This window comes from Streptomyces filipinensis (assembly GCF_014649495.1).
Classification (GTDB): Bacteria; Actinomycetota; Actinomycetes; order Streptomycetales; family Streptomycetaceae; genus Streptomyces; species Streptomyces filipinensis.
Genome location: NZ_BMTD01000032.1, coordinates 1 through 17,183, shown reverse-complemented (window position 1 = coordinate 17,183; position 17,183 = coordinate 1). Strand labels below are relative to the sequence as shown.

The following is a 17,183-nucleotide window of genomic DNA, read 5'->3' as shown; positions in this document are numbered from 1 at the left end:
GATGCCTCCACAGGATGGTCAGGGGGTGATGGCTCGGGACGTGAGGGCGAGGATGCCCAGGGCGTAGCCGTGTTCGTCGATCACGGGGGACACGTCCAGGGTCCGGTCCCGCATGGCGGCCTCCGCCTCGCCGAGTGCGGCACCGGACGAGGTGAAGGGTCCGCGGTCGAGCGGGATGTCCTGCAGCCGGGTCCGGTCGCTGTACCAGGAGCCGCCGCGGTGCGCGGCGAGCTGGGCCCGGGTGACCAGTCCCGCGCACCGCCCGTCCTCGTCCCGGAGGAGCAGGTGCGGGACCCGGGCACCGATGAGCACGGACAGGGCGACGTCGACCGTCATGTGGTCGTCGACCTGGGGCCCGGGAGCGTGCATGGCGTCGCGGGCGGTCAGACCGATGCCGTCGGCGCTGCCGGCCTGCTGCGTTCGGGACGGATACTGCGTCAAGGGCTTCTCCTCTTCGTCGGGGCGGGCGGGACGGGCGACGGATCTGCCTGACTGCTGGGAGTGCATCCCCGTACGGGGGCTACGGGGTGTTTCCCTGAGCGGGACGACGGGCGCGGGTGGCGGCCCGGCCGCTCCCGCCGCGGCCGGCGGCCCGGCCCCTGCGGTTCCGGCCGGCGGATCCCTTGCCCTCGCTTCGTCCGTCGACCGGGGCGGTGAGGGTGACGGGCATGCCGGAGGGGGTCCGGGCGCCGGTGATGCGCTGCAGTTCGGCCTCGCCGGGACGGACCCGGGCGGTGCCCGGAGTGATGCCGGCGTCAGCCATCAGGCGGTCCACGGCCCGGCGCTGGTGCGGCAGGACGAGGGTGACGACGGTGCCGGACTCGCCGGCGCGTGCCGTACGGCCGCCGCGGTGCAGGTAGTCCTTGTGGTCGCCGGGAGGGTCGACGTTCACGACGAGGTCGAGGCCCGCGACGTGGATGCCGCGGGCGGCGACGTTGGTGGCCACCAGGGCCGTGACGTGGCCGTCCTTGAACTGGGCGAGCGTCCGGTTGCGCTGCTGCTGGGACTTGCCGCCGTGCAGGGCCGAGGCACGCACCCCGACGGACAGCAGGTGCGTGGCGAGCCGGTCCACCGCGTGCTTGGTGTCCAGAAACATGATCACGCGTCCGTCGCGGGCGGCGATCTCGGCCGCGGCGGCGTCCTTGTCGGCGTCGCGCACGTGCAGCAGATGGTGCTCCATGGTGGTGACGGCTCCCGCGGACGGGTCGACCGAGTGCACGACGGGGTCGTGGAGGTAGCGGCGCACCAGGAGGTCGATGTTGCGGTCCAGGGTGGCCGAGAACAGCAACCGCTGGCCACGGGCGGGGACCTGGCCGAGCAGCGCGGTCACCTGCGGCATGAAGCCCATGTCGGCCATCTGGTCGGCCTCGTCCAGGACGGTGACGGCGACCTGGTCCAGCCGGCAGGCCCCTCGCTCGATGAGGTCCTTGAGACGGCCGGGCGTGGCGACGACGACCTCGGCACCGCCGCGCAGCGCACTCGCCTGCCGGCCGATCGACATGCCGCCCACCACGGTGGCGAGCCGCAGGCACAGGGCACGGGCGTACGGGGTGAGCGCGTCGGTGACCTGCTGGGCCAGTTCCCGGGTGGGGACGAGGACGAGGGCGAGCGGCTGTCTGGGCTGGGCCCGCTGCCCGTCGAGGCGGGCCAGTACCGGCAGGCCGAAGGCGAGCGTCTTGCCCGAGCCCGTCCGACCCCGGCCCAGGACGTCCCGGCCCGCCAGCGCGTTCGGCAGGGTGGCCGCCTGGATCGGGAAGGGAACGGTCACGCCCTCGGTGCGGAGCGCGGCCAGCAGCCGTGCGGGCATGTCCAGTTCGGCGAACGTCTCGACCGCGGGGAGCGGCTCGGTGAGGGTGACCGGCAGGGCGAACTCCTGTCGCCGTGCGGTGGGGCGTGCTCCCCGGGCGCTCTTCCGCCCGGCGCCCGGACGAGGACCTTGCCGGTCCGTCTCCTGCGTACGGAAGCGGCTGCCGCGAGCGGAGCCTGTCGAGCGGGTGGAACTTCTGTCCGTGCGGAAGCGACCGGCACTGCCGCCGGTCTGGCGGGTGTGGTTCATGGAGAACCTTCCTCGATGCGGCGTATCGAGGAATTCCGGCCAGCGGCGGGCCGCCGTGCACGAGGAACCACAGGAATGAGCCGAAGGGAAATGCGAAGAGCCGGGTAAAACAATGAGCTGGGGCCCGCACCCCAAGAGTGCGGGCCCCAGCCATGTGATGCGCGAGCCGGTGGCTCGCGACGTTCGCGTCAGCGTCAGGCGGGAACGATGTTCTCGGCCTGCGGGCCCTTCTGGCCCTGCGTGACGTCGAAGCTAACCTTCTGGCCTTCCTGAAGCTCGCGGAAGCCACCGTTGCTGATGATGTTCGAGTAGTGGGCGAACACGTCAGCGCCGCCGCCGTCCTGCTCGATGAAGCCGAAGCCCTTTTCCGCGTTGAACCACTTCACGGTGCCAGATGCCATATTGAATCTCCCTTGGGGGGCAGTGCCGGACTCCGCACTTTGCGGAGCCGAGTCGCCGCGATGATTACCCCTCCGGAAAGATCCGGAAAGCTCTGCAAAGAAAAATCTCTGGCAACCAAAACTGCAACCGTTTCACGTTAACACAGAGTGGGTGCGAGCGGTCCTGCGTTTTCCGGATCGCCTGCCATTTCTCATCCCGCTGGACTGTGTATTTCTGCATCGGCGGGACTAGGTATCCGCGCCGTGCTCGTTCAGCTTCCGACGCATTTCCCGGTTCAGACGACGGGCGTCGTCGAGCTGGTTCTCCAGGGTGATGATGCGGCACGCGGCCTCGACGGGGGTGCCCTGGTCGACCAGTTCCCGGGCGCGGGCGGCGATGCGCAACTGGCCGCGGGAGTACCGGCGGTGACCGCCTCCCGAACGCAGCGGAGTGATCAGCCCCGCCTCGCCGACGGCCCGGAGGAAAGCGGGGGTGGTGCCGAGCACGTCCGCGGCCCGTCCCATGGTGTAGGCGGGATAGTCGTCATCGTCCAGGCTGCCTGCGACAGGGGCGTTCTCAGCGGGCATGACACCTTCGTCTCGGGGACGCGGCGAGGAACCCGGGCGTTCCTGGCACCGGCCTCCGACGTACTCAGCGCCATCCGCGTCGTGCGACAACCCTAACTCCGGCAGGCACGAAGATGTGGGTTCGCCATGACAGATCTCCTTCCGAGCGCGGTCCGACGAGCCGCCGTGGTTGCCCCCTCCCCGTGCCGCCGGACGGGTGGAACCCGCGCACTCAGCTCAGACCGGAGAGCAGCCGTGGCAGTTCCGCCAGGAGATCGAAGGTGCGCGGCCACCAGGCCCCGTCGATACGGCGTGGCACGGTGCTCTCGGGCGCGAGGTACGGGCGGAGGAGGGGCGGGGCCGGTGGCGGGCGTCGTAGCCGGTCGCTCATGGGGTGTCCTGCCGAGTGCTTCGGCGCGGTACGTCGACCCCGGCCGGCCGGTACGCCTCGGCGCCCGGGAGCGCGCTCGCGGGGAGGCGGGGTGCGGCGTCGGCCGTTCGTCCCTCCCAGGCGTCCTGTGCGTTCGTGTAGGCGGGGAAGCGGTCGAGCAGGCCGGAGTGGCGGAAGACCAGGTCGGTCGTGTGGTTGTCGTACACGATGCGTATCCAGCCGCGCCGGGCGCGGCAGTCGGCCCACGCCTCGCACAGGGGAGTCAGGATGCTGCAGTCGGTGAAGGTCACCTCGCCCAGGTCCACGATCAGGAGGAGTCGTCCGGGCCGGGCCGCGCGGGCCTCGGCCAGGGCGCGGACCAGGGGGGCCACGGTCCACGCGTCCAGTTCGCCGTGTGCGCGGACGATGCGGCACTCCTCGAAGAGCGCAGGCGCTTCGTGCCGGGTGGGCAACGACTCGCGCGAGTACGGTGGTCGAGGCGGGCCGGGAGTCCCTGCCGTGGGCTCCCGACGGGCCCCGTGCCTCATTCCGCTTCCCCGGTCGCGCCCACCGGGCGACCCGTTTCGGCGAGCATCAGCATGCGCGCGGCGCTCAGCGGGTTCTCGGGGCCGGCGTCGGCCGGCAGCCGGGCGGCTGTTCCGGCGGGCTCCCCGGGCGGGACGACCAGGAGTACCCAGCGTCTCACGGTGCCGCAGGCCAGGGTGATGACGTGCGCGTCGCTCCCGGGTCCGGCCGGATCCACGGCGATCACCCGGCCGGGCGCCATGACCGTGTGCGGGGCGCCGGGCCACCCGGCGGGGTTCACGGTGACCCGTATCGCGGCCCCCAGCTGTGGCTCCGACGAGCCGACGAGCGAGGGGAGTTCGAGTTCCAGGTCCGGGGTGAGGGCCAGGCGGGGCAGGGGCATACGGTACGTGTGCGCATCGGCACCGGATGCGCCTTCGGCCGGTGTTCTGGTGGGTTCCATCGTGCGATCCCGTCCCGGGAGCCGTGGGACGACCACCCGTTTCGTCCCTCGCCGGGAACGGCACCGCCGGAAGCGCTGCGCGAAAGGCTCTCGGTACGGTCAGGCTACTCCTGGCCGAGGCGAAGCGGACGGCTCAACCGTCCGGCCCCGCCCTCTCGGCCCTCTCCTGTTCTTCTTGTTCCTCCTCCTGTTCTTCCTCCAGCTCCTCCATCAGGCAGATGCCCTCATGTGTCAGCGAGAGGGCCGCGGGGGTCCGGCGCGAGGTCCACTCCACGCTGATCAAGCCCTCGTCGGCCAGATAGGCGCAGGCGGCGGAGAGGTCCTCGTCGGGCAGACCCAGCTCGGCGCGGAGAGCCGATCCGCTGACCTCGGGGCGATTGAGTCCGACCGCCCCGTACAGGGACCGCAGGACCGCCCCCCGGTTGTTCTTGCGTTCGCGGAGTTTCGTCATGGCTGTCGTTCTCCGGGGGTGACGGGCGCGCGGGGACAGACGTGATGCCGGATCCCCGCAGTCTCACGGACCCGGTTCACACCTCGTCGGCGTGAGCGTGCGCCTGCGCTGTCGATTCACTGGTCGCGAGCCAGGACCGTGCGGGTTCCGCGGCGTGCGCGGTGTCGAGGGTGAGATGGAGCCGGGTCCCTCCTTCGCGGCCGGCGGGGTAGCTGCGCTGCTCGGTCGAGTCGAAGCAGCGCCGGAGCACTTCGGCGACGCGACGGGCGACCTCCGGCGTCGCGGCGACGATGCGGACCTCGGCGTGGTCCTGGGAGGGCAAGGGTTCGTGCTCCATACGGACCTCCTGGCAGGCGACGGATACACATCATGATTCCGGTCGCTGCCCGAAACGCCGGGCGACGGTGCGGGGGCTGCGCCGCGTTTCCACGGCGGCCCCCTTCTGAAGGGTATGCCGGGTAAGGGTGGCCGCGCGTCCCATGATCGACCGACTGACAGCAAAAAGGCCCGGGTCCGCGACCTGGGCCTTCTTCATGGAGCGGGTGACGGGAATCGAACTCGCGCTCTCAGCTTGGGCACGCTCTGGGCACGGCGGGGAAGGACGCCGGCCGAAGCGCTTGCGTGAACGGGCTCTGCGGGGCGATGGCGGCGCCGGATCGGCAGAAGCGGGCCGGCGATTTTCCGGGCCGTGCTCTTCTTCGGCCGCACGACGGCGTTCCGGATACGGCACGTGCCCGCGTGTTCAGGCGGACCCGGAGCCGGAACCGCCCGCCGACTGGCCGGCGGCACGGCGGTACTCGGCGTTGATGCGCTGCGCTTCCTCGAGCTGGTCCTCGAGGATGACGATGCGGCACGCGGCCTCGATCGGAGTCCCCTTGTCGACGAGCTCGCGGGCGCGCGCGGCGATCCGCAGTTGGTAGCGGGAGTACCGGCGATGTCCTCCCTCGGAGCGGAGCGGAGTGATCAGACGAGCCTCACCGATGGCCCGGAGGAAGGCCGGGGTGGTGCCGAGCATCTCGGCTGCACGGCCCATCGTGTACGCGGGGTAGTCGTCGTCGTCCAGACGATCATTCAGTGGGTTGTCCGATGTCATGTCACCTCGCTGTGCAACGCGTCGAGGGGCCCTGATGCCGAACGGCACCAGGGCCCCGAAGGGAATTCAACACCATCTGTCGGCCCTACTGCTCTGCCGACCTTCTGTTTCCGCTACCCGGCCCGGCAGGGCGTAGCGGGGGATCGCAGCTGCGTGACCGGGGACCACCATCCATTCCGGGGTCTTGCGGTACCCGGGCCGAGTGCTTCTCGGGCCGGGCGATCCTGATGGCGTCTGCTCCTCCGTTCCTCTCTGCTCCGAACCAACCACTGAATGACCGGTACTGCTGTTGGCAGCTCCTCCATGTGCGAGCCGCCCAGTGCGGCTCCCAGTCCCGTCACCTTCTGGGAACACTCTGGCTTCGAGGCTCTAGAGCCGCACTGACCTGCGTACTTCGTATTCAGCCACCCGCCAGTTCGTGTCTGCCGGGTCTCGTTCGACCGTCTCTACGAGATGAAGCGTACCCATGTCAGGAACGAAAATCTACTCATGCCAAAGCAGATTTCACCCTTCTGGTGGAGGAAGAAGCCTGCCGCGATCGGGCATCACCGGTCGGCTGGCTCCGGAGGCCGGGTGGCATCTACCGTGTCGCGATCAAGCGCTTTCCGAGTGGACGGCGACACAACGCCGGGGGCCCTGCCGACGCGCGTCGGCAGGGCCCCCGGCGGGTTCCTGAGGGCGGTCTCCCGCCCGTCCTCAAACTGCCACGGGGCCGGTGCCGCCGAGCAGTGCGGACGCGGTTGGGAGGACAGTGGGTCCACCCACGCCCACGGGCGCGTCCGCGGGGCGATCGTGGCAGGTGAAGCCGAGGCGTGTCATGGCGCGCACGACTTCACCGACGGTGAAGTCACGGGGGTCCTGTCGCGTGATGACCTGGCCCACCTGCTTGACGGGGTAGCGGCGGCGGCCGATGGTCACGGACGCACCCGTGACGAGTGCGGGCCTGACGCCCTTCATCGAGGCCAGCACCCCGGTCCTGGTCAGATCGAACGGGTACCGGGCGATGACACAGCGCATGATGCCTCACAGGGGAGAAGTCGCGGGGGGAAGGAGAGACGGCCGCCCGGGGCGAGACGGATCAGCACGCGAGGGCGGGCACGCCCGGGACCCGGCCGTACTCACCGCCGCCGCCCGAGTGGCCGCCGGGCGAGGGCAGTGGTCCGTCGAGGACGTCCCGCAGACGGATCCGGTCCGTGTACGTGGAACTGCCGCGGAGAACGGCGAGTCCGACCTGGGTGACCAAGCCCGTGCTCTCGTCGTCCCCGTCGCACACGGTGAGGTACTCGACCCGGGCACCCGCCATGACGGCCAGAGCCACCTCGACGGTCATGTCATCACATACCCGGGGCCCGTGCCCTTCGCTGTCGTTCACCACGGACACGGGGGCGGGGTCCGGCCTGCGGTACTGCGTCCGCGCTGGCGTCAAGGCTGTCTCCTTCGGTAGGGCTGGTCGGCTTGGCGGCCTTCGGCCCCGGCAGACCACGGCGGCTTCCGGGAGGCCGACGGGGCTCCGGGGACTGCGCCGGCCTAGGCGGCTGAGTCGTTGCCGGGGCGCCGCTGTGCCCTGCGCCGCACCCGCGCGCCGGCGGGTCGGCCCTGGCCGGTGCGGCCCCGGCGGTCCCGGGACGGCGAAGGAGCGCGGCGGGTGCGTTCCACGACAGGCGCGGTGATGACCACAGGGACCCCGGAGGGCGCCTGGGCGCCTGTGATGCGGCTCAGCTCCGCCTCGCCCGAGCGGACCGGCGTGATGTGCGGGGTGATGCCGGCCGAGGCCATCAGCCGGGTCATGCCGCGGCGCTGGTCGGGGGTCACCAGGGTGACGACGCTGCCGGACTCCCCGGCGCGGGCCGTGCGGCCGCCACGGTGCAGATAGTCCTTGTGGTCACTGGGCGGATCCACGTTGACGACCAGATCGAGGCTGTCGACGTGGATGCCGCGGGCCGCGACGTTGGTGGCCACCAGGACGGTGACGTGACCGTCCTTGAACTGCGCCAGGGTCCGGGTGCGCTGCGGCTGGGACCGGCCGCCGTGCAGGGCCCCGGCGCGGACACCGCTGCTCAACAGGTGCTTGGTCAGCCGGTCCACGGCGTGCTTGGTGTCCAGGAACATGATGACCCGGCCGTCCCGGGCCGCGATCTCGGTGGTCGTGCGGTGCTTGTCCGCGTCGTGCACGTGGAGTACGTGGTGCTGCATCGTGGTGACGGCACCGGCCGACGGGTCGACGGAGTGGACGACCGGGTCGGTCAGGTAGCGGCGGACCAGCAGGTCGACGTTGCGGTCCAGGGTGGCCGAGAACAACATCCGCTGGCCCCCGGGGCGCACCTGGTCGAGCAGGGCGGTGACCTGGGGCATGAAGCCCATGTCGGTCATCTGGTCGGCCTCGTCGAGCACCGTGATGCCGACGTCGACGAGCCGGCAGTCGCCCCGGTCGATGAGGTCCTTGAGCCGACCGGGCGTCGCGACGACCACCTCCGCGCCGGCCCGCAGCGCACCGGCCTGCCTGCCGATGGACATTCCACCGACGACGGTGGCGAGTCGCAGGCTCACCGAGCGGGCGTAGGGAGCGAGCGCGTTGGTGACCTGCTGGGCCAGTTCCCGGGTGGGGACGAGGATCAGGGCCAGTGGCCGGCGCGGCTCGGCGCGCCGGCCCGCCGTACGGGCCAGTGCCGCGAGGCCGAAGGCGAGGGTCTTGCCCGAGCCGGTGCGGCCGCGACCGAGCACGTCACGGCCGGCCAGGGAGTTCGGCAGGGTCGCCGCCTGGATCGGGAACGGTACGGTCACGCCCTCATGGCCGAGCGTGGCCAGCAACGGCGCCGGCATGGCGAGATCGGCGAACGACTCGACAGCGGGCAACGCGGGCGTGACCGTCTTCGGCAGGGCGAACTCGCCCCGAGCCGGCTGTCGGTTTCCGTAACCGTTGGAGCGGCGCGGAACGCCGGAGCGGCCCGCAGTGGCGCTTCCTCCGGAGCGGTCGTATGTGCGATTGGTGCGTGCGCGAGTGGTGCGGTTCATGCGGAACCTTCCTCGATGTGGCACGTATCAAGGAATTTCCGCAGCAGAATGAGCGGCGCGGGGAATCGCGAGAACGGGCCGGAAAATGACAGGGCCGAATCACCCTGGGAATGAAGCGAGCTGGGGCCCGCACCCCAAGGTGCGGGCCCCAGCTACGAAGTATGTGTCAGTGCCGGTGCGTCAGGCCGGAACGATGTTCTCGGCCGTCGGTCCCTTCTGGCCCTGCGCGATGTCGAACGACACCTTCTGGCCTTCCAGCAGCTCGCGGAAGCCCTGGGCGGCGATGTTCGAGTAGTGGGCGAAGACGTCGGGGCCGCCGCCGTCCTGCTCGATGAAGCCGAAGCCCTTTTCCGCGTTGAACCACTTCACAGTGCCAGTAGCCATGTTGTTTCTCCTTCGGAGACGGTGTCAGGAATGCACCCTGTGCGCATTCCGTGTCGCCGTGATGATCAGCCGTCGGAAAAACCTTCTGGCAACCACACCTGCAACTGATATCCACAGTAGCACGGTGCGATCGGCCTTGCGCGGCCGATATTCCGCTCCGCCGGGCGGCCGAGGAATACTCGCCGTACCCCGCACCTATTTCTCATTTCGCGGGCACAGATATTACTCTCCGGGGACGCGGATTTCCTGGCGTGCGCTTCCACCTACAGCCCTGTGACCTCCCTCGACGGGAGATGTGCCGCTGCCACCGTCGTCAGCGGATGACATGATGCGCCGCACCTCGACCGAGGCAGGTGAGGTCAGCCGCGCGCGTGTGCGGGGAGGGCCCGGTCCGATCCGGACGTTCGGGGCTGATTCCGCTCCCGCACCGGCCCTCGCCGTCCTTCCAGTCCACGGCCCGCACCGGCGCCGATGCCCGTTCCGGCCGTGTGCGTCCTGCCAGGTGGGAGCGGAGGGACCGGTGGCGGGATCGCTTCCCTGAGCCCCGGGGCCGGAACGCCGGCGTGGTTCTCTGTCGTGATCCCGTCCCGGCGTCCTCGGAAGGGCCTGTGCATGCCCGCCTTCGCACTTCCGTTTTGGTTTCCTCGGCTGAGGCCCCCGGCTCTTCCCGGCCGGGTCCTCGCCGGTCTGGGCTGGCTGACCACTCCGCTCTCGCCGGACGACTACCTCGGTCTCGTCGACCCCCTGCTGTCCGCGCGGCATCCGGCGGGCGTGGTGACCGCCGTGCGGCCCGAGACGGCGGATGCATCCACACTGGTGATCCGGCCGGGGCGAGGGTGGGCAGGCTACCGGTCCGGACAGTACGTCCCGGTCGGTGCGGAGCTGGACGGTGCATGGCACTGGCGTACGTACTCGCTCACGTCGGTTCCGGACGCGCCGGGCGGCGATGTGACGATCACGATCAAGGCGGACCCGCGCGGGAAGGTGTCGCCGTACCTGGTGCACCGCGCTCCGCCCGGCACCGTCCTGCGACTCGGACCCGCACAGGGGGAGTTCGTGCTGCCGGACCCGCCGCCCGCCCGGATGCTGTTCGTGACGGCCGGCAGCGGCATCACCCCGGTGATGGGGATGCTGCGCACGCTCGCCGGCCGCTCGGGGCCGGCCCCGGATGTCGTGCTTCTGCACAGTGCGCCGCGCCCGGACGCGTGTCTGTTCCGTGCCGAACTCGCCGGTCTGGCGGCCCGGGTGCCGTGGCTGCGCCTGCATCTGCGGTACACGCGCACCGCCGGCCGGCTCACCGTCGGGGACATCGGCGCACTCTGCCCGGACCGGCGGGCCCGTGAGATCTGGGCCTGCGGTCCGGCGGGGCTGCTCGACGTCGTGCGCGAGCACCTGGCGTGGAGGAACGTGGCGCAGGAGCGGCTGCACGTGGAGAGCTTCCGCCCGGCGGCGCCGCCCGCACCCGCCGTCGGCGAGTCCGGTGGCCGGGTGCGGTTCGGGCGCAGTGGCGTGGCGGCCGAGTCGCCCGCCTCCGTTTCCCTGTTGGAGACCGGCGAGTCGGCGGGCGTGCCGATGCCGTACGGGTGCCGCCGGGGGATCTGCTTCGGCTGCCTCGTCCCGCTCGTCGACGGGCGGGTCCGCGATCTGCGTACCGGCGGAGTGCACGGTGAACCCGGCGAGTTGATCCAGACCTGTGTCAACGGAGCCACAGGCCCGCTCGTCCTCGACGTCTAGGAACTCCCGAGGAGCTCCCGTGACCGCAACTGTCCTTCCCATGACGCTTGTCGACCGTACCGAGGAGCTGGGAGAGGAGCTCGACCGGCTCCGTTCCGAAGTCATCGCGATGCGAGGGGCCGACGACGCCCGCTACATCCGTACGGTGATCGCCGTCCAGCGCGGGCTGGAGGCGGGCGGGCGTCTCGCGCTCGCCGTCTCGCTGATGCCGCCGGCCTGGTGCGCGGGCACGGCGATGCTCACCGTCGCAAAGATCCTGGAGAACATGGAGCTGGGCCACAACGTCCTGCACGGCCAGTGGGACTGGATGGGCGACCCGGCGATCCACTCGACGACCTGGGAGTGGGACTTCGCCAGCCCCGCCGACGCCTGGAAGCGCACCCACAACCACCTGCACCACACGTACACCAACGTCGTGGGCCGTGACCGCGACCTCGGCTACACCATCCTGCGCATGAGCCCCGAGCAGCCCTGGCGCCCGGTCCACCTGCTCCAGCCGCTGTACGCCGCCCTGCTCGCGCCCGTCTTCGAGTGGGGCATCGCTCTGTACGACCTGGAGGCGGACTCGGTCGTCGCCGGGCGCAAGAGCGTGCGGTCCTTCCTCGGCGAGATCGCGAACCTGGGCCGCAAGGCAGTGCGCCAGTCCGCCAAGGACTACGTCCTCTTCCCGCTGCTCGCGGGCCCCTCCGCGCTGCCCTGCCTGCTCGGCAACCTCACCGCCAACGGCCTGCGCAACATCTGGGCGCACACGGTCATCTTCTGCGGCCACTTCCCTTCCGACGTACGGACCTTCACCGAGGACGACATCGACGGCGAGAGCCGCGGCCAGTGGTATCTGCGCCAGATCCAGGGCTCGGCGAACTTCGGGGGCGGCTTCCTGCTCCACGTGCTGTCCGGCAACCTCGGCCACCAGATCGAGCACCACCTCTTCCCCGACCTGCCCAGCAACCGCTACGACGAGATCGCCCCCCGGGTGCGCCGCCTGTGCGGGAAGTACGGGGTCCCGTACGTGACCGGGCCGCTGTGGCGGCAGTACTTGTCGATGTGGGGCCGCGTCGTTCGGCACGCGCTGCCGTGATCCGCCGCGGGCCGGTCGGCTTCGGGGGCACCGGGCTGCTCGGGCGCCGGGACGACCACCGTGTCGAAGCCGCCCGAGACGATCCGGGCGGCGAGGTCTGACAGACGCGCTGCGTGGGGGTCGTCTCCGTGGACGGCGCCCGGCCAGACCGGCGGGCACGGTCTCGGTAGTCCTCCGGTTCGGGTCCTGAAGCGGAACCCCTACGGTTGGTACGGGGTGTATGTGATCGAGGAGACCTTCAGGTACCTCGCGCCGTCTGCTGTGGCCCATGTCGAGTCGTTGGGGTTGCCCGGCCAGTCGCCGCCGACGGCGGTGTTGACGATGAAGTGCATCCCGACACCGGGGGCGGTGGTGTACCACTTGGTGCCGGTGATGGTGCCGTCCACGGCGAAGTCGATGTGATCGGGCCACCAGGTGAACGAGTACGTGTGGTACGCGTTGGTCCAGCCCGCAGAATTCGTCTTCGAGAACTGGGTCTGGGCGTTGTTGGAGTCGTGGGAGGTCTGGTAGACGGTGTTCGGCTTCTGGCCGACGATTTCGGCGGCGTCGAACTCGGGCAGCCACGGATTCAGGTAGGCCGCCCATACCGCAGGCAGCAGGCCCTGGCCGCCCGGCATGTTCGCGGTGAAGCTGTAAGTGCCGTAGCCATAGAGTGCCTTGGACTCCACGCGGCCCGAGTAGTACGTACTGCCCGACTTGTAGGTCTTGATGACGAGGGTGTTGCCCTCGTACCAGACGCAGTCGGGGGTGTAGGTCTCCAGCTCGTTGTTGGCGGTCCACCGTCCGTTGATGGTGTTCCACGAGTCGATGGTCTGGGGGGCTCCCCAGGACGCCGCGTGCGCTTGCGGCTGTCCCAGGAGAAGCAGTGACAGCGTCGCCAGGGCGGCGACTGTCAGGCGCCCCGGCCTGAGAAGTGCAGAGGACATCGCGGCTCCAATGCTCGGATGACATGAGGCGTGGGAGCGGTCCCACGCTCCCTTGGCGCCGGACTCTAGAAGTCAGTTCAAGGTTTGACAAGATGTGCGGCGTCGATCGCTTCACGGCTTCCGGAGTTGAAGACGCCATGTGCCGCACCCCGGCTCGACGGCAACTGGATACAGGCCCCGACCCCACCCCGACACGCGTCGCGGCCGGGGCCCTTCGCCCCGCACGAGGTTGTGGCCCGCGACCCTGCCCCGCAACCGTGGCGCAGGCGCGGACTGGTCACGGGCATTCCCTTGGCGCTGCCGGTCGTCGGTGTGCCGGCGTGCCCCCCGGGGGGGGCGGAACCGGTGTCAGGATCACCGGCATCTACCGGGAGCGGCTGACCGCCGACGGCATCGCCGTGCGGCCGGACGTCGCGCAGCCGACCAGGGTCTGGTTCGCCCGGCATTGACCAGCCTGGCGGTCGGCCGTCACCGGCCCGCAACCGAGCACGACCGCCGTTCGGATCCCGGGCTGGGCACTGTTAGGCTGCGCCCCCATTGTTAAACGCGCAACTAACGCGCACATCGTTGCCAGGAGAGGGCGGGGGATGCTCCTCGATGACGCGTCCGCGGAGTTCCACGAATTCTTCGAACGCCACTATGCCGAACTCGCCCGTCTGGCACGCCTCCTGACCGGCGAGGCCGACGCGGCGGACGACCTCGCGGCGGATGCCCTGGTCGCCCTGTGGCAGCGCTGGGACCGGTTGCGGCAGGCCGAGCACCCGCTCGCCTACGCCCGCGGTGTGGTGGCCAACCTGGCGCGAGGACGGATCCGCAGCGCGGTGCGCGAGCGACTCCGGATCACGCTGTTCTGGTCCCGCAGCCCCGAGAAGGTGGAGGGGCCGGACATGGCGGCCGTGCTGGACGTCCGCGCGGCGCTCGCCCGGCTGCCGTTCCGCAAGCGCGCCTGCGTGGTGCTGCGGCACGCCTTCGACCTGTCGGAGAAGGACACGGCGGCAGCGCTGGGCATATCGGTCGGTACGGTGAAGAGCCAGACCTCGAAGGGAATGGCCGAGCTGGAAAGGATACTGGGCGCGCGAGCGGTCGGGGACCTGGTGGCAGGGAGGAGGAACCGGTGAACGAGGAGATCGCCCGTCGGCTGCGCGAGGCCGCCGAGGCCCACCGGCCCGACCGTGCGAGGATGCTGGCCCGGGTGCAACGTGGCATGGCCGGCCCCGCCGTCCGTCACCGCGCCAGGCCGTTCGCGAGGTCCGGGACCAGGGTCGCGCTCGCCGGGCTCGCCGCCACCGGCATCCTGGCGACCGGCGGCCTCGCCGTCGCCGCCATCGTCGCGCACTCGTCGCCGTCGCCCACCGTGACCACGCCTGCCACCCCGTCCCCGACCGCCGGCTCCCCGCACCCGACATCGGCCCGCCCCACCCCTGTCGCGCCGGCCCCGGCCACCACCCCGGCCACCACCCCGGGCAGCGCGCACCCGACTCCGCCGGCCGCCAGTCCATCGCCGGCCGCCGGTGAGAGCCAGAACGGGGCGCTGTGGTCGGCCGGCTCGGTGGACCCGCACAGCACCGTCTACTGGACGCAGAGCAACCTCGTCCTCAAGACGACCCAGCCGCTCACCTCGCTCACGATCGAGATGCGGATCGTGCAGAGCGGCGGGGTGAAGAACACCGGCACCTGGCAGACCCTGCCGAGTGCCGACTTCACCGTCACCGCCCAGGAGGCCGGCGGCACCCTGGTCTACCGCTGGGTCCTCAAGCCGGGCCTGACCGTGCCGGCCGGGAGCCATGAGTTTGCCGCCCAGTTCAACCACGCCACCGGCGTGCGCAGTGCCGCGGGCGACGGCTACCGCGTCGACGCACAGGGGTCGGGCGGCTCCGCGTCGGTCCGGGGAGGGTTCGTCCCGACCCGGTGAACGCCGCCGTGCGGCAAGGGGACTCGTCCCCTTGCCGCACAGCCCCGAGGGGAGAACAAAGCCGTCGCCCGCAGTCGCCGTGGAACCGGGTGGGGACGGTGACGGCGGCCGTGAAAATTCTTCCCTCGATCGCGGCAACCTTTGTGTGCGCGGCGGCAACTGGCGGGTAACCAGGGCCGGATCAAGGCCCGTTGTGCCAGAAGGACATGCCGTTGTCAGATCAGAACCGCTCTCATCGCCGCCGTCCGGCCACCCGCCGCGTGCTCGCCGCCGCCGTGGTCCTCGCCGCCGCGGGTGCCGCCGTACCGCTGGTCGCCCAGGCCGCACACACGCCGAAGGCCCGCACGCCGACCCTGGCCGCTACGGCGGCCGGCAGCGGCCGCTACTTCGGTACGGCGGTGTCCTCGGGCAGGCTCGGCGACTCGACGTACTCCACGATTCTCGACCGGGAGTTCAACATGATCACCCCGGAGAACGAGATGAAGTGGGACACCACCGAACCGTCCCGCGGCACCTTCAACTTCGGCCCGGCCGACTCGATCGTCGGCCACGCCTCCGCGCACGGGCAGCGGATGCGTGGCCACACCCTGGTCTGGCACTCCCAACTGCCCCGCTGGGTCAGGTCCATCACCGACGCCAACACCCTGCGCAGCGTGATGAAGAACCACATCACCACCGAGATGACCCACTACAAGGGCAAGATCTACGCCTGGGACGTGGTCAACGAGGCGTTCGCCGACGGCGGCAGCGGTCAGCACCGCAGCTCGGTCTTCCAGGACGTGCTGGGCAACGGCTTCATCGAGGAGGCGTTCCGCACGGCCCGGGCCGCCGACCCCTCGGCCAAGCTCTGCTACAACGACTACAACATCGAGAACTGGACCGACGCCAAGACGCAGGGTGTCTACGCGATGGTCAAGGACTTCAAGTCCCGCGGTGTGCCCATCGACTGCGTCGGCTTCCAGAGCCACTTCGGCGCAGGCGGCCCGCCGGCCGGCTACCAGACCACTCTGTCCAAGTTCGCCGCGCTCGGCGTGGACGTCCAGATCACCGAACTCGACATCGCCCAGGCGTCGCCGACGGCGTACGCAGGCGCCGTCCAGGCGTGCATGAACGTCGCCCGCTGCACGGGCATCACGGCGTGGGGGATCAGGGACAGCGACTCCTGGCGCACCGGTGAGAACCCGCTGCTGTTCGACGGCAGCGGCAACAAGAAGCCCGCCTACAACGCCGTGCTCACCGCCCTGGGCGGCAGCAGCGGCGGCACGGCGGGCGGGGGCATCACCTCCGGCACCGTCTACACGCTCTCCGACGTGGCCGCCGGACGCGTTCTCGACGAGCCCGCGGGATACAACGGCAACGGCACCCCGCTCCAGGTGTGGGACGCCAGTGGTGCCTCCAATCAGCAGTGGCGGGCCGCCCGGAACGGCGACGGCTCCTACACGCTGACCAACGTCGCCAGCGGCCGGGTCCTGGAGGAGCCGGGCAACCGGACGGGCAACGGGACGAGGATGCAGGTCTGGGACTCGGGCGGCGGCGCCAACCAGCACTGGCGGGCCGACCGCGACAGTGACGGCTCCTACACGCTGACCAACGTCGCCAGCGGCCGTGCGCTGGAGATCCCCGGCGGTCGGACCGCCAACGGCACTCCCGTCCAGATCTGGGACTCGGGCGGCGGCGCCCACCAGCACTGGAACCTCAGGACTTCGACGCCCGCGCCGGCGGGCGCCACGTGTGCTCTTCCGTCGACGTATCGGTGGAGCTCGACGGGTGCGCTGGCGCAGCCGGCGAACGGGTGGGACGCGGTGAAGGACTTCACCGACGTGGTGTACAACGGCAAGCACCTGGTCTACGCGTCGAGCGTGTCGGGATCGTCGTACGGCTCGATGATGTTCAAGCCCTTCACGAACTGGTCGGACATGGCGTCGGCCGGCCAGACCGGGACGAGCCAGTCAGCGGTGGCGCCCACGCTGTTCTACTTCGCGCCCAAGAAGATCTGGGTCCTGGCGTCCCAGTGGGGCGCGTCGCCCTTCGTCTACCGCACGTCCAGCGACCCCACCGACCCCAACGGCTGGTCCGCGCCGCAGCCGCTGTTCACCGGCAGCATCCCCAAGACTGAATCTCCCACCGGCCCGATCGACCAGACCCTGATCGCCGACGACCAGAACATGTACCTGTTCTTCGCCGGTGACAACGGCAAGATCTACCGGGCGAGCATGCCGATCGGGAACTTCC

21 protein-coding genes are annotated in these 17,183 nt (G+C 70.6%); 6 read left to right on the top strand and 15 right to left on the bottom strand.

Features of this window, described 5'->3' with window-relative positions; genetic code table 11:
* Positions 1 to 18: 18 nt before the first annotated feature.
* The 14 genes from IE244_RS39285 to IE244_RS39220 all read right to left on the bottom strand — a co-directional run bounded on the left by IE244_RS39285 (position 19) and on the right by IE244_RS39220 (position 9,301).
* Entirely contained in the window at positions 19 to 441 is a 423-nt protein-coding gene (locus IE244_RS39285; protein ID WP_191878367.1) for a CBS domain-containing protein, read from the bottom strand.
* Between the two features lie 79 nt (positions 442 to 520).
* The gene (locus IE244_RS39280) at positions 521 to 2,056 is read right to left on the bottom strand and encodes a DEAD/DEAH box helicase (protein WP_191878366.1); all 1,536 of its coding nucleotides are present in this window, start codon (positions 2,054 to 2,056) and stop codon (positions 521 to 523) included.
* A 194-nt stretch (positions 2,057 to 2,250) separates the two neighbouring features.
* On the bottom strand, positions 2,251 to 2,457 hold the full coding sequence (locus IE244_RS39275; protein ID WP_067116135.1) for a cold-shock protein: 207 nt from the start codon (positions 2,455 to 2,457) through the stop codon (positions 2,251 to 2,253).
* Between the two features lie 228 nt (positions 2,458 to 2,685).
* Positions 2,686 to 3,024, bottom strand: a complete 339-nt coding sequence (locus IE244_RS39270; protein WP_191878365.1) for a MerR family transcriptional regulator — start codon at positions 3,022 to 3,024, stop codon at positions 2,686 to 2,688.
* A gap of 211 nt (positions 3,025 to 3,235) precedes the next feature.
* The gene (locus IE244_RS39265) at positions 3,236 to 3,394 is read right to left on the bottom strand and encodes a DUF5994 family protein (protein ID WP_191878364.1); all 159 of its coding nucleotides are present in this window, start codon (positions 3,392 to 3,394) and stop codon (positions 3,236 to 3,238) included.
* Positions 3,391 to 3,846, bottom strand: coding sequence for an STAS domain-containing protein (locus tag IE244_RS39260; protein ID WP_191878363.1), 456 nt, complete (start codon positions 3,844 to 3,846; stop codon positions 3,391 to 3,393). Before IE244_RS39260 ends, IE244_RS39265 begins: the two co-directional genes overlap by 4 nt.
* Positions 3,847 to 3,917: 71 nt before the next feature.
* The gene (locus IE244_RS39255; protein ID WP_191878362.1) at positions 3,918 to 4,301 is read right to left on the bottom strand and encodes a DUF5994 family protein; all 384 of its coding nucleotides are present in this window, start codon (positions 4,299 to 4,301) and stop codon (positions 3,918 to 3,920) included.
* 193 nt (positions 4,302 to 4,494) lie between these two features.
* Positions 4,495 to 4,812 carry a hypothetical protein gene (locus tag IE244_RS39250; protein ID WP_191878361.1) on the bottom strand — a complete coding sequence of 106 codons (318 nt, stop codon included), beginning with the start codon at positions 4,810 to 4,812 and terminating at the stop codon, positions 4,495 to 4,497.
* 76 nt (positions 4,813 to 4,888) lie between these two features.
* On the bottom strand, positions 4,889 to 5,149 hold the full coding sequence (locus tag IE244_RS39245; RefSeq protein WP_191878360.1) for a hypothetical protein: 261 nt from the start codon (positions 5,147 to 5,149) through the stop codon (positions 4,889 to 4,891).
* 405 nt (positions 5,150 to 5,554) lie between these two features.
* Positions 5,555 to 5,905, bottom strand: a complete 351-nt coding sequence (locus IE244_RS39240; protein WP_191878359.1) for a MerR family transcriptional regulator — start codon at positions 5,903 to 5,905, stop codon at positions 5,555 to 5,557.
* Between the two features lie 696 nt (positions 5,906 to 6,601).
* Positions 6,602 to 6,922 (bottom strand): SCO5918 family protein, encoded by a 321-nt coding sequence (locus IE244_RS39235; RefSeq protein ID WP_191878358.1) that lies wholly within the window; start codon positions 6,920 to 6,922, stop codon positions 6,602 to 6,604.
* A gap of 61 nt (positions 6,923 to 6,983) precedes the next feature.
* Positions 6,984 to 7,331: a CBS domain-containing protein gene (locus IE244_RS39230; RefSeq protein ID WP_191878357.1), complete on the bottom strand. Its 348-nt coding sequence runs from the start codon at positions 7,329 to 7,331 to the stop codon at positions 6,984 to 6,986.
* A 101-nt stretch (positions 7,332 to 7,432) separates the two neighbouring features.
* Positions 7,433 to 8,917 carry a DEAD/DEAH box helicase gene (locus IE244_RS39225; protein WP_191878356.1) on the bottom strand — a complete coding sequence of 495 codons (1,485 nt, stop codon included), beginning with the start codon at positions 8,915 to 8,917 and terminating at the stop codon, positions 7,433 to 7,435.
* 180 nt (positions 8,918 to 9,097) lie between these two features.
* A complete protein-coding gene (locus IE244_RS39220; RefSeq protein ID WP_030342329.1) occupies positions 9,098 to 9,301 on the bottom strand; it encodes a cold-shock protein in 204 nt (67 codons plus the stop codon).
* A 612-nt stretch (positions 9,302 to 9,913) separates the two neighbouring features.
* Between IE244_RS39220 and IE244_RS39215 the strand changes: the two genes are divergently transcribed.
* Positions 9,914 to 11,035 carry a ferredoxin reductase gene (locus tag IE244_RS39215; RefSeq protein ID WP_191878355.1) on the top strand — a complete coding sequence of 374 codons (1,122 nt, stop codon included), beginning with the start codon at positions 9,914 to 9,916 and terminating at the stop codon, positions 11,033 to 11,035.
* A 40-nt stretch (positions 11,036 to 11,075) separates the two neighbouring features.
* Entirely contained in the window at positions 11,076 to 12,113 is a 1,038-nt protein-coding gene (locus IE244_RS39210) for a fatty acid desaturase family protein (protein ID WP_191878354.1), read from the top strand.
* A 200-nt stretch (positions 12,114 to 12,313) separates the two neighbouring features.
* Here IE244_RS39210 and IE244_RS39205 read toward each other — a convergent pair whose 3' ends face one another.
* Positions 12,314 to 13,039, bottom strand: a complete 726-nt coding sequence (locus IE244_RS39205) for a glycoside hydrolase family 16 protein (RefSeq protein ID WP_191878353.1) — start codon at positions 13,037 to 13,039, stop codon at positions 12,314 to 12,316.
* A gap of 320 nt (positions 13,040 to 13,359) precedes the next feature.
* On the opposite strand from IE244_RS39205, the gene IE244_RS42910 reads away from it, so the two are divergent.
* The 4 genes from IE244_RS42910 to IE244_RS39190 all read left to right on the top strand — a co-directional run.
* On the top strand, positions 13,360 to 13,488 hold the full coding sequence (locus IE244_RS42910) for a hypothetical protein (protein WP_268252927.1): 129 nt from the start codon (positions 13,360 to 13,362) through the stop codon (positions 13,486 to 13,488).
* A 138-nt stretch (positions 13,489 to 13,626) separates the two neighbouring features.
* The gene (locus IE244_RS39200; protein ID WP_191878352.1) at positions 13,627 to 14,157 is read left to right on the top strand and encodes a SigE family RNA polymerase sigma factor; all 531 of its coding nucleotides are present in this window, start codon (positions 13,627 to 13,629) and stop codon (positions 14,155 to 14,157) included.
* The gene (locus IE244_RS39195) at positions 14,154 to 14,951 is read left to right on the top strand and encodes a hypothetical protein (RefSeq protein ID WP_191878351.1); all 798 of its coding nucleotides are present in this window, start codon (positions 14,154 to 14,156) and stop codon (positions 14,949 to 14,951) included. The genes IE244_RS39200 and IE244_RS39195 overlap by 4 nt, the downstream gene beginning before the upstream one ends.
* A gap of 206 nt (positions 14,952 to 15,157) precedes the next feature.
* On the top strand, positions 15,158 to 17,183 hold a 2,026-nt coding region (locus IE244_RS39190; RefSeq protein ID WP_229854760.1), incomplete at its 3' end, for a non-reducing end alpha-L-arabinofuranosidase family hydrolase.

Excerpts from the sequence above, each read along its gene's own strand:
- IE244_RS39265 (WP_191878364.1), bottom strand. The coding sequence starts at position 3,394 with ATGAGCGACCGGCTACGACGCCCGCCACCGGCCCCGCCCCTCCTCCGC.
- IE244_RS39210 (WP_191878354.1), top strand. The coding sequence starts at position 11,076 with ATGACGCTTGTCGACCGTACCGAGGAGCTGGGAGAGGAGCTCGACCGG.
- IE244_RS39270 (WP_191878365.1), bottom strand. The coding sequence starts at position 3,024 with ATGCCCGCTGAGAACGCCCCTGTCGCAGGCAGCCTGGACGATGACGAC.
- IE244_RS39255 (WP_191878362.1), bottom strand. The coding sequence starts at position 4,301 with ATGCCCCTGCCCCGCCTGGCCCTCACCCCGGACCTGGAACTCGAACTC.
- IE244_RS39205 (WP_191878353.1), bottom strand. The coding sequence starts at position 13,039 with ATGTCCTCTGCACTTCTCAGGCCGGGGCGCCTGACAGTCGCCGCCCTG.
- IE244_RS39215 (WP_191878355.1), top strand. The coding sequence starts at position 9,914 with ATGCCCGCCTTCGCACTTCCGTTTTGGTTTCCTCGGCTGAGGCCCCCG.
- IE244_RS39240 (WP_191878359.1), bottom strand. The coding sequence starts at position 5,905 with ATGACATCGGACAACCCACTGAATGATCGTCTGGACGACGACGACTAC.
- IE244_RS39245 (WP_191878360.1), bottom strand. The coding sequence starts at position 5,149 with ATGGAGCACGAACCCTTGCCCTCCCAGGACCACGCCGAGGTCCGCATC.
- IE244_RS39280 (WP_191878366.1), bottom strand. The coding sequence starts at position 2,056 with ATGAACCACACCCGCCAGACCGGCGGCAGTGCCGGTCGCTTCCGCACG.
- IE244_RS39200 (WP_191878352.1), top strand. The coding sequence starts at position 13,627 with ATGCTCCTCGATGACGCGTCCGCGGAGTTCCACGAATTCTTCGAACGC.
- IE244_RS39220 (WP_030342329.1), bottom strand. The coding sequence starts at position 9,301 with ATGGCTACTGGCACTGTGAAGTGGTTCAACGCGGAAAAGGGCTTCGGC.
- IE244_RS39275 (WP_067116135.1), bottom strand. The coding sequence starts at position 2,457 with ATGGCATCTGGCACCGTGAAGTGGTTCAACGCGGAAAAGGGCTTCGGC.
- IE244_RS39225 (WP_191878356.1), bottom strand. The coding sequence starts at position 8,917 with ATGAACCGCACCACTCGCGCACGCACCAATCGCACATACGACCGCTCC.
- IE244_RS39250 (WP_191878361.1), bottom strand. The coding sequence starts at position 4,812 with ATGACGAAACTCCGCGAACGCAAGAACAACCGGGGGGCGGTCCTGCGG.
- IE244_RS39235 (WP_191878358.1), bottom strand. The coding sequence starts at position 6,922 with ATGCGCTGTGTCATCGCCCGGTACCCGTTCGATCTGACCAGGACCGGG.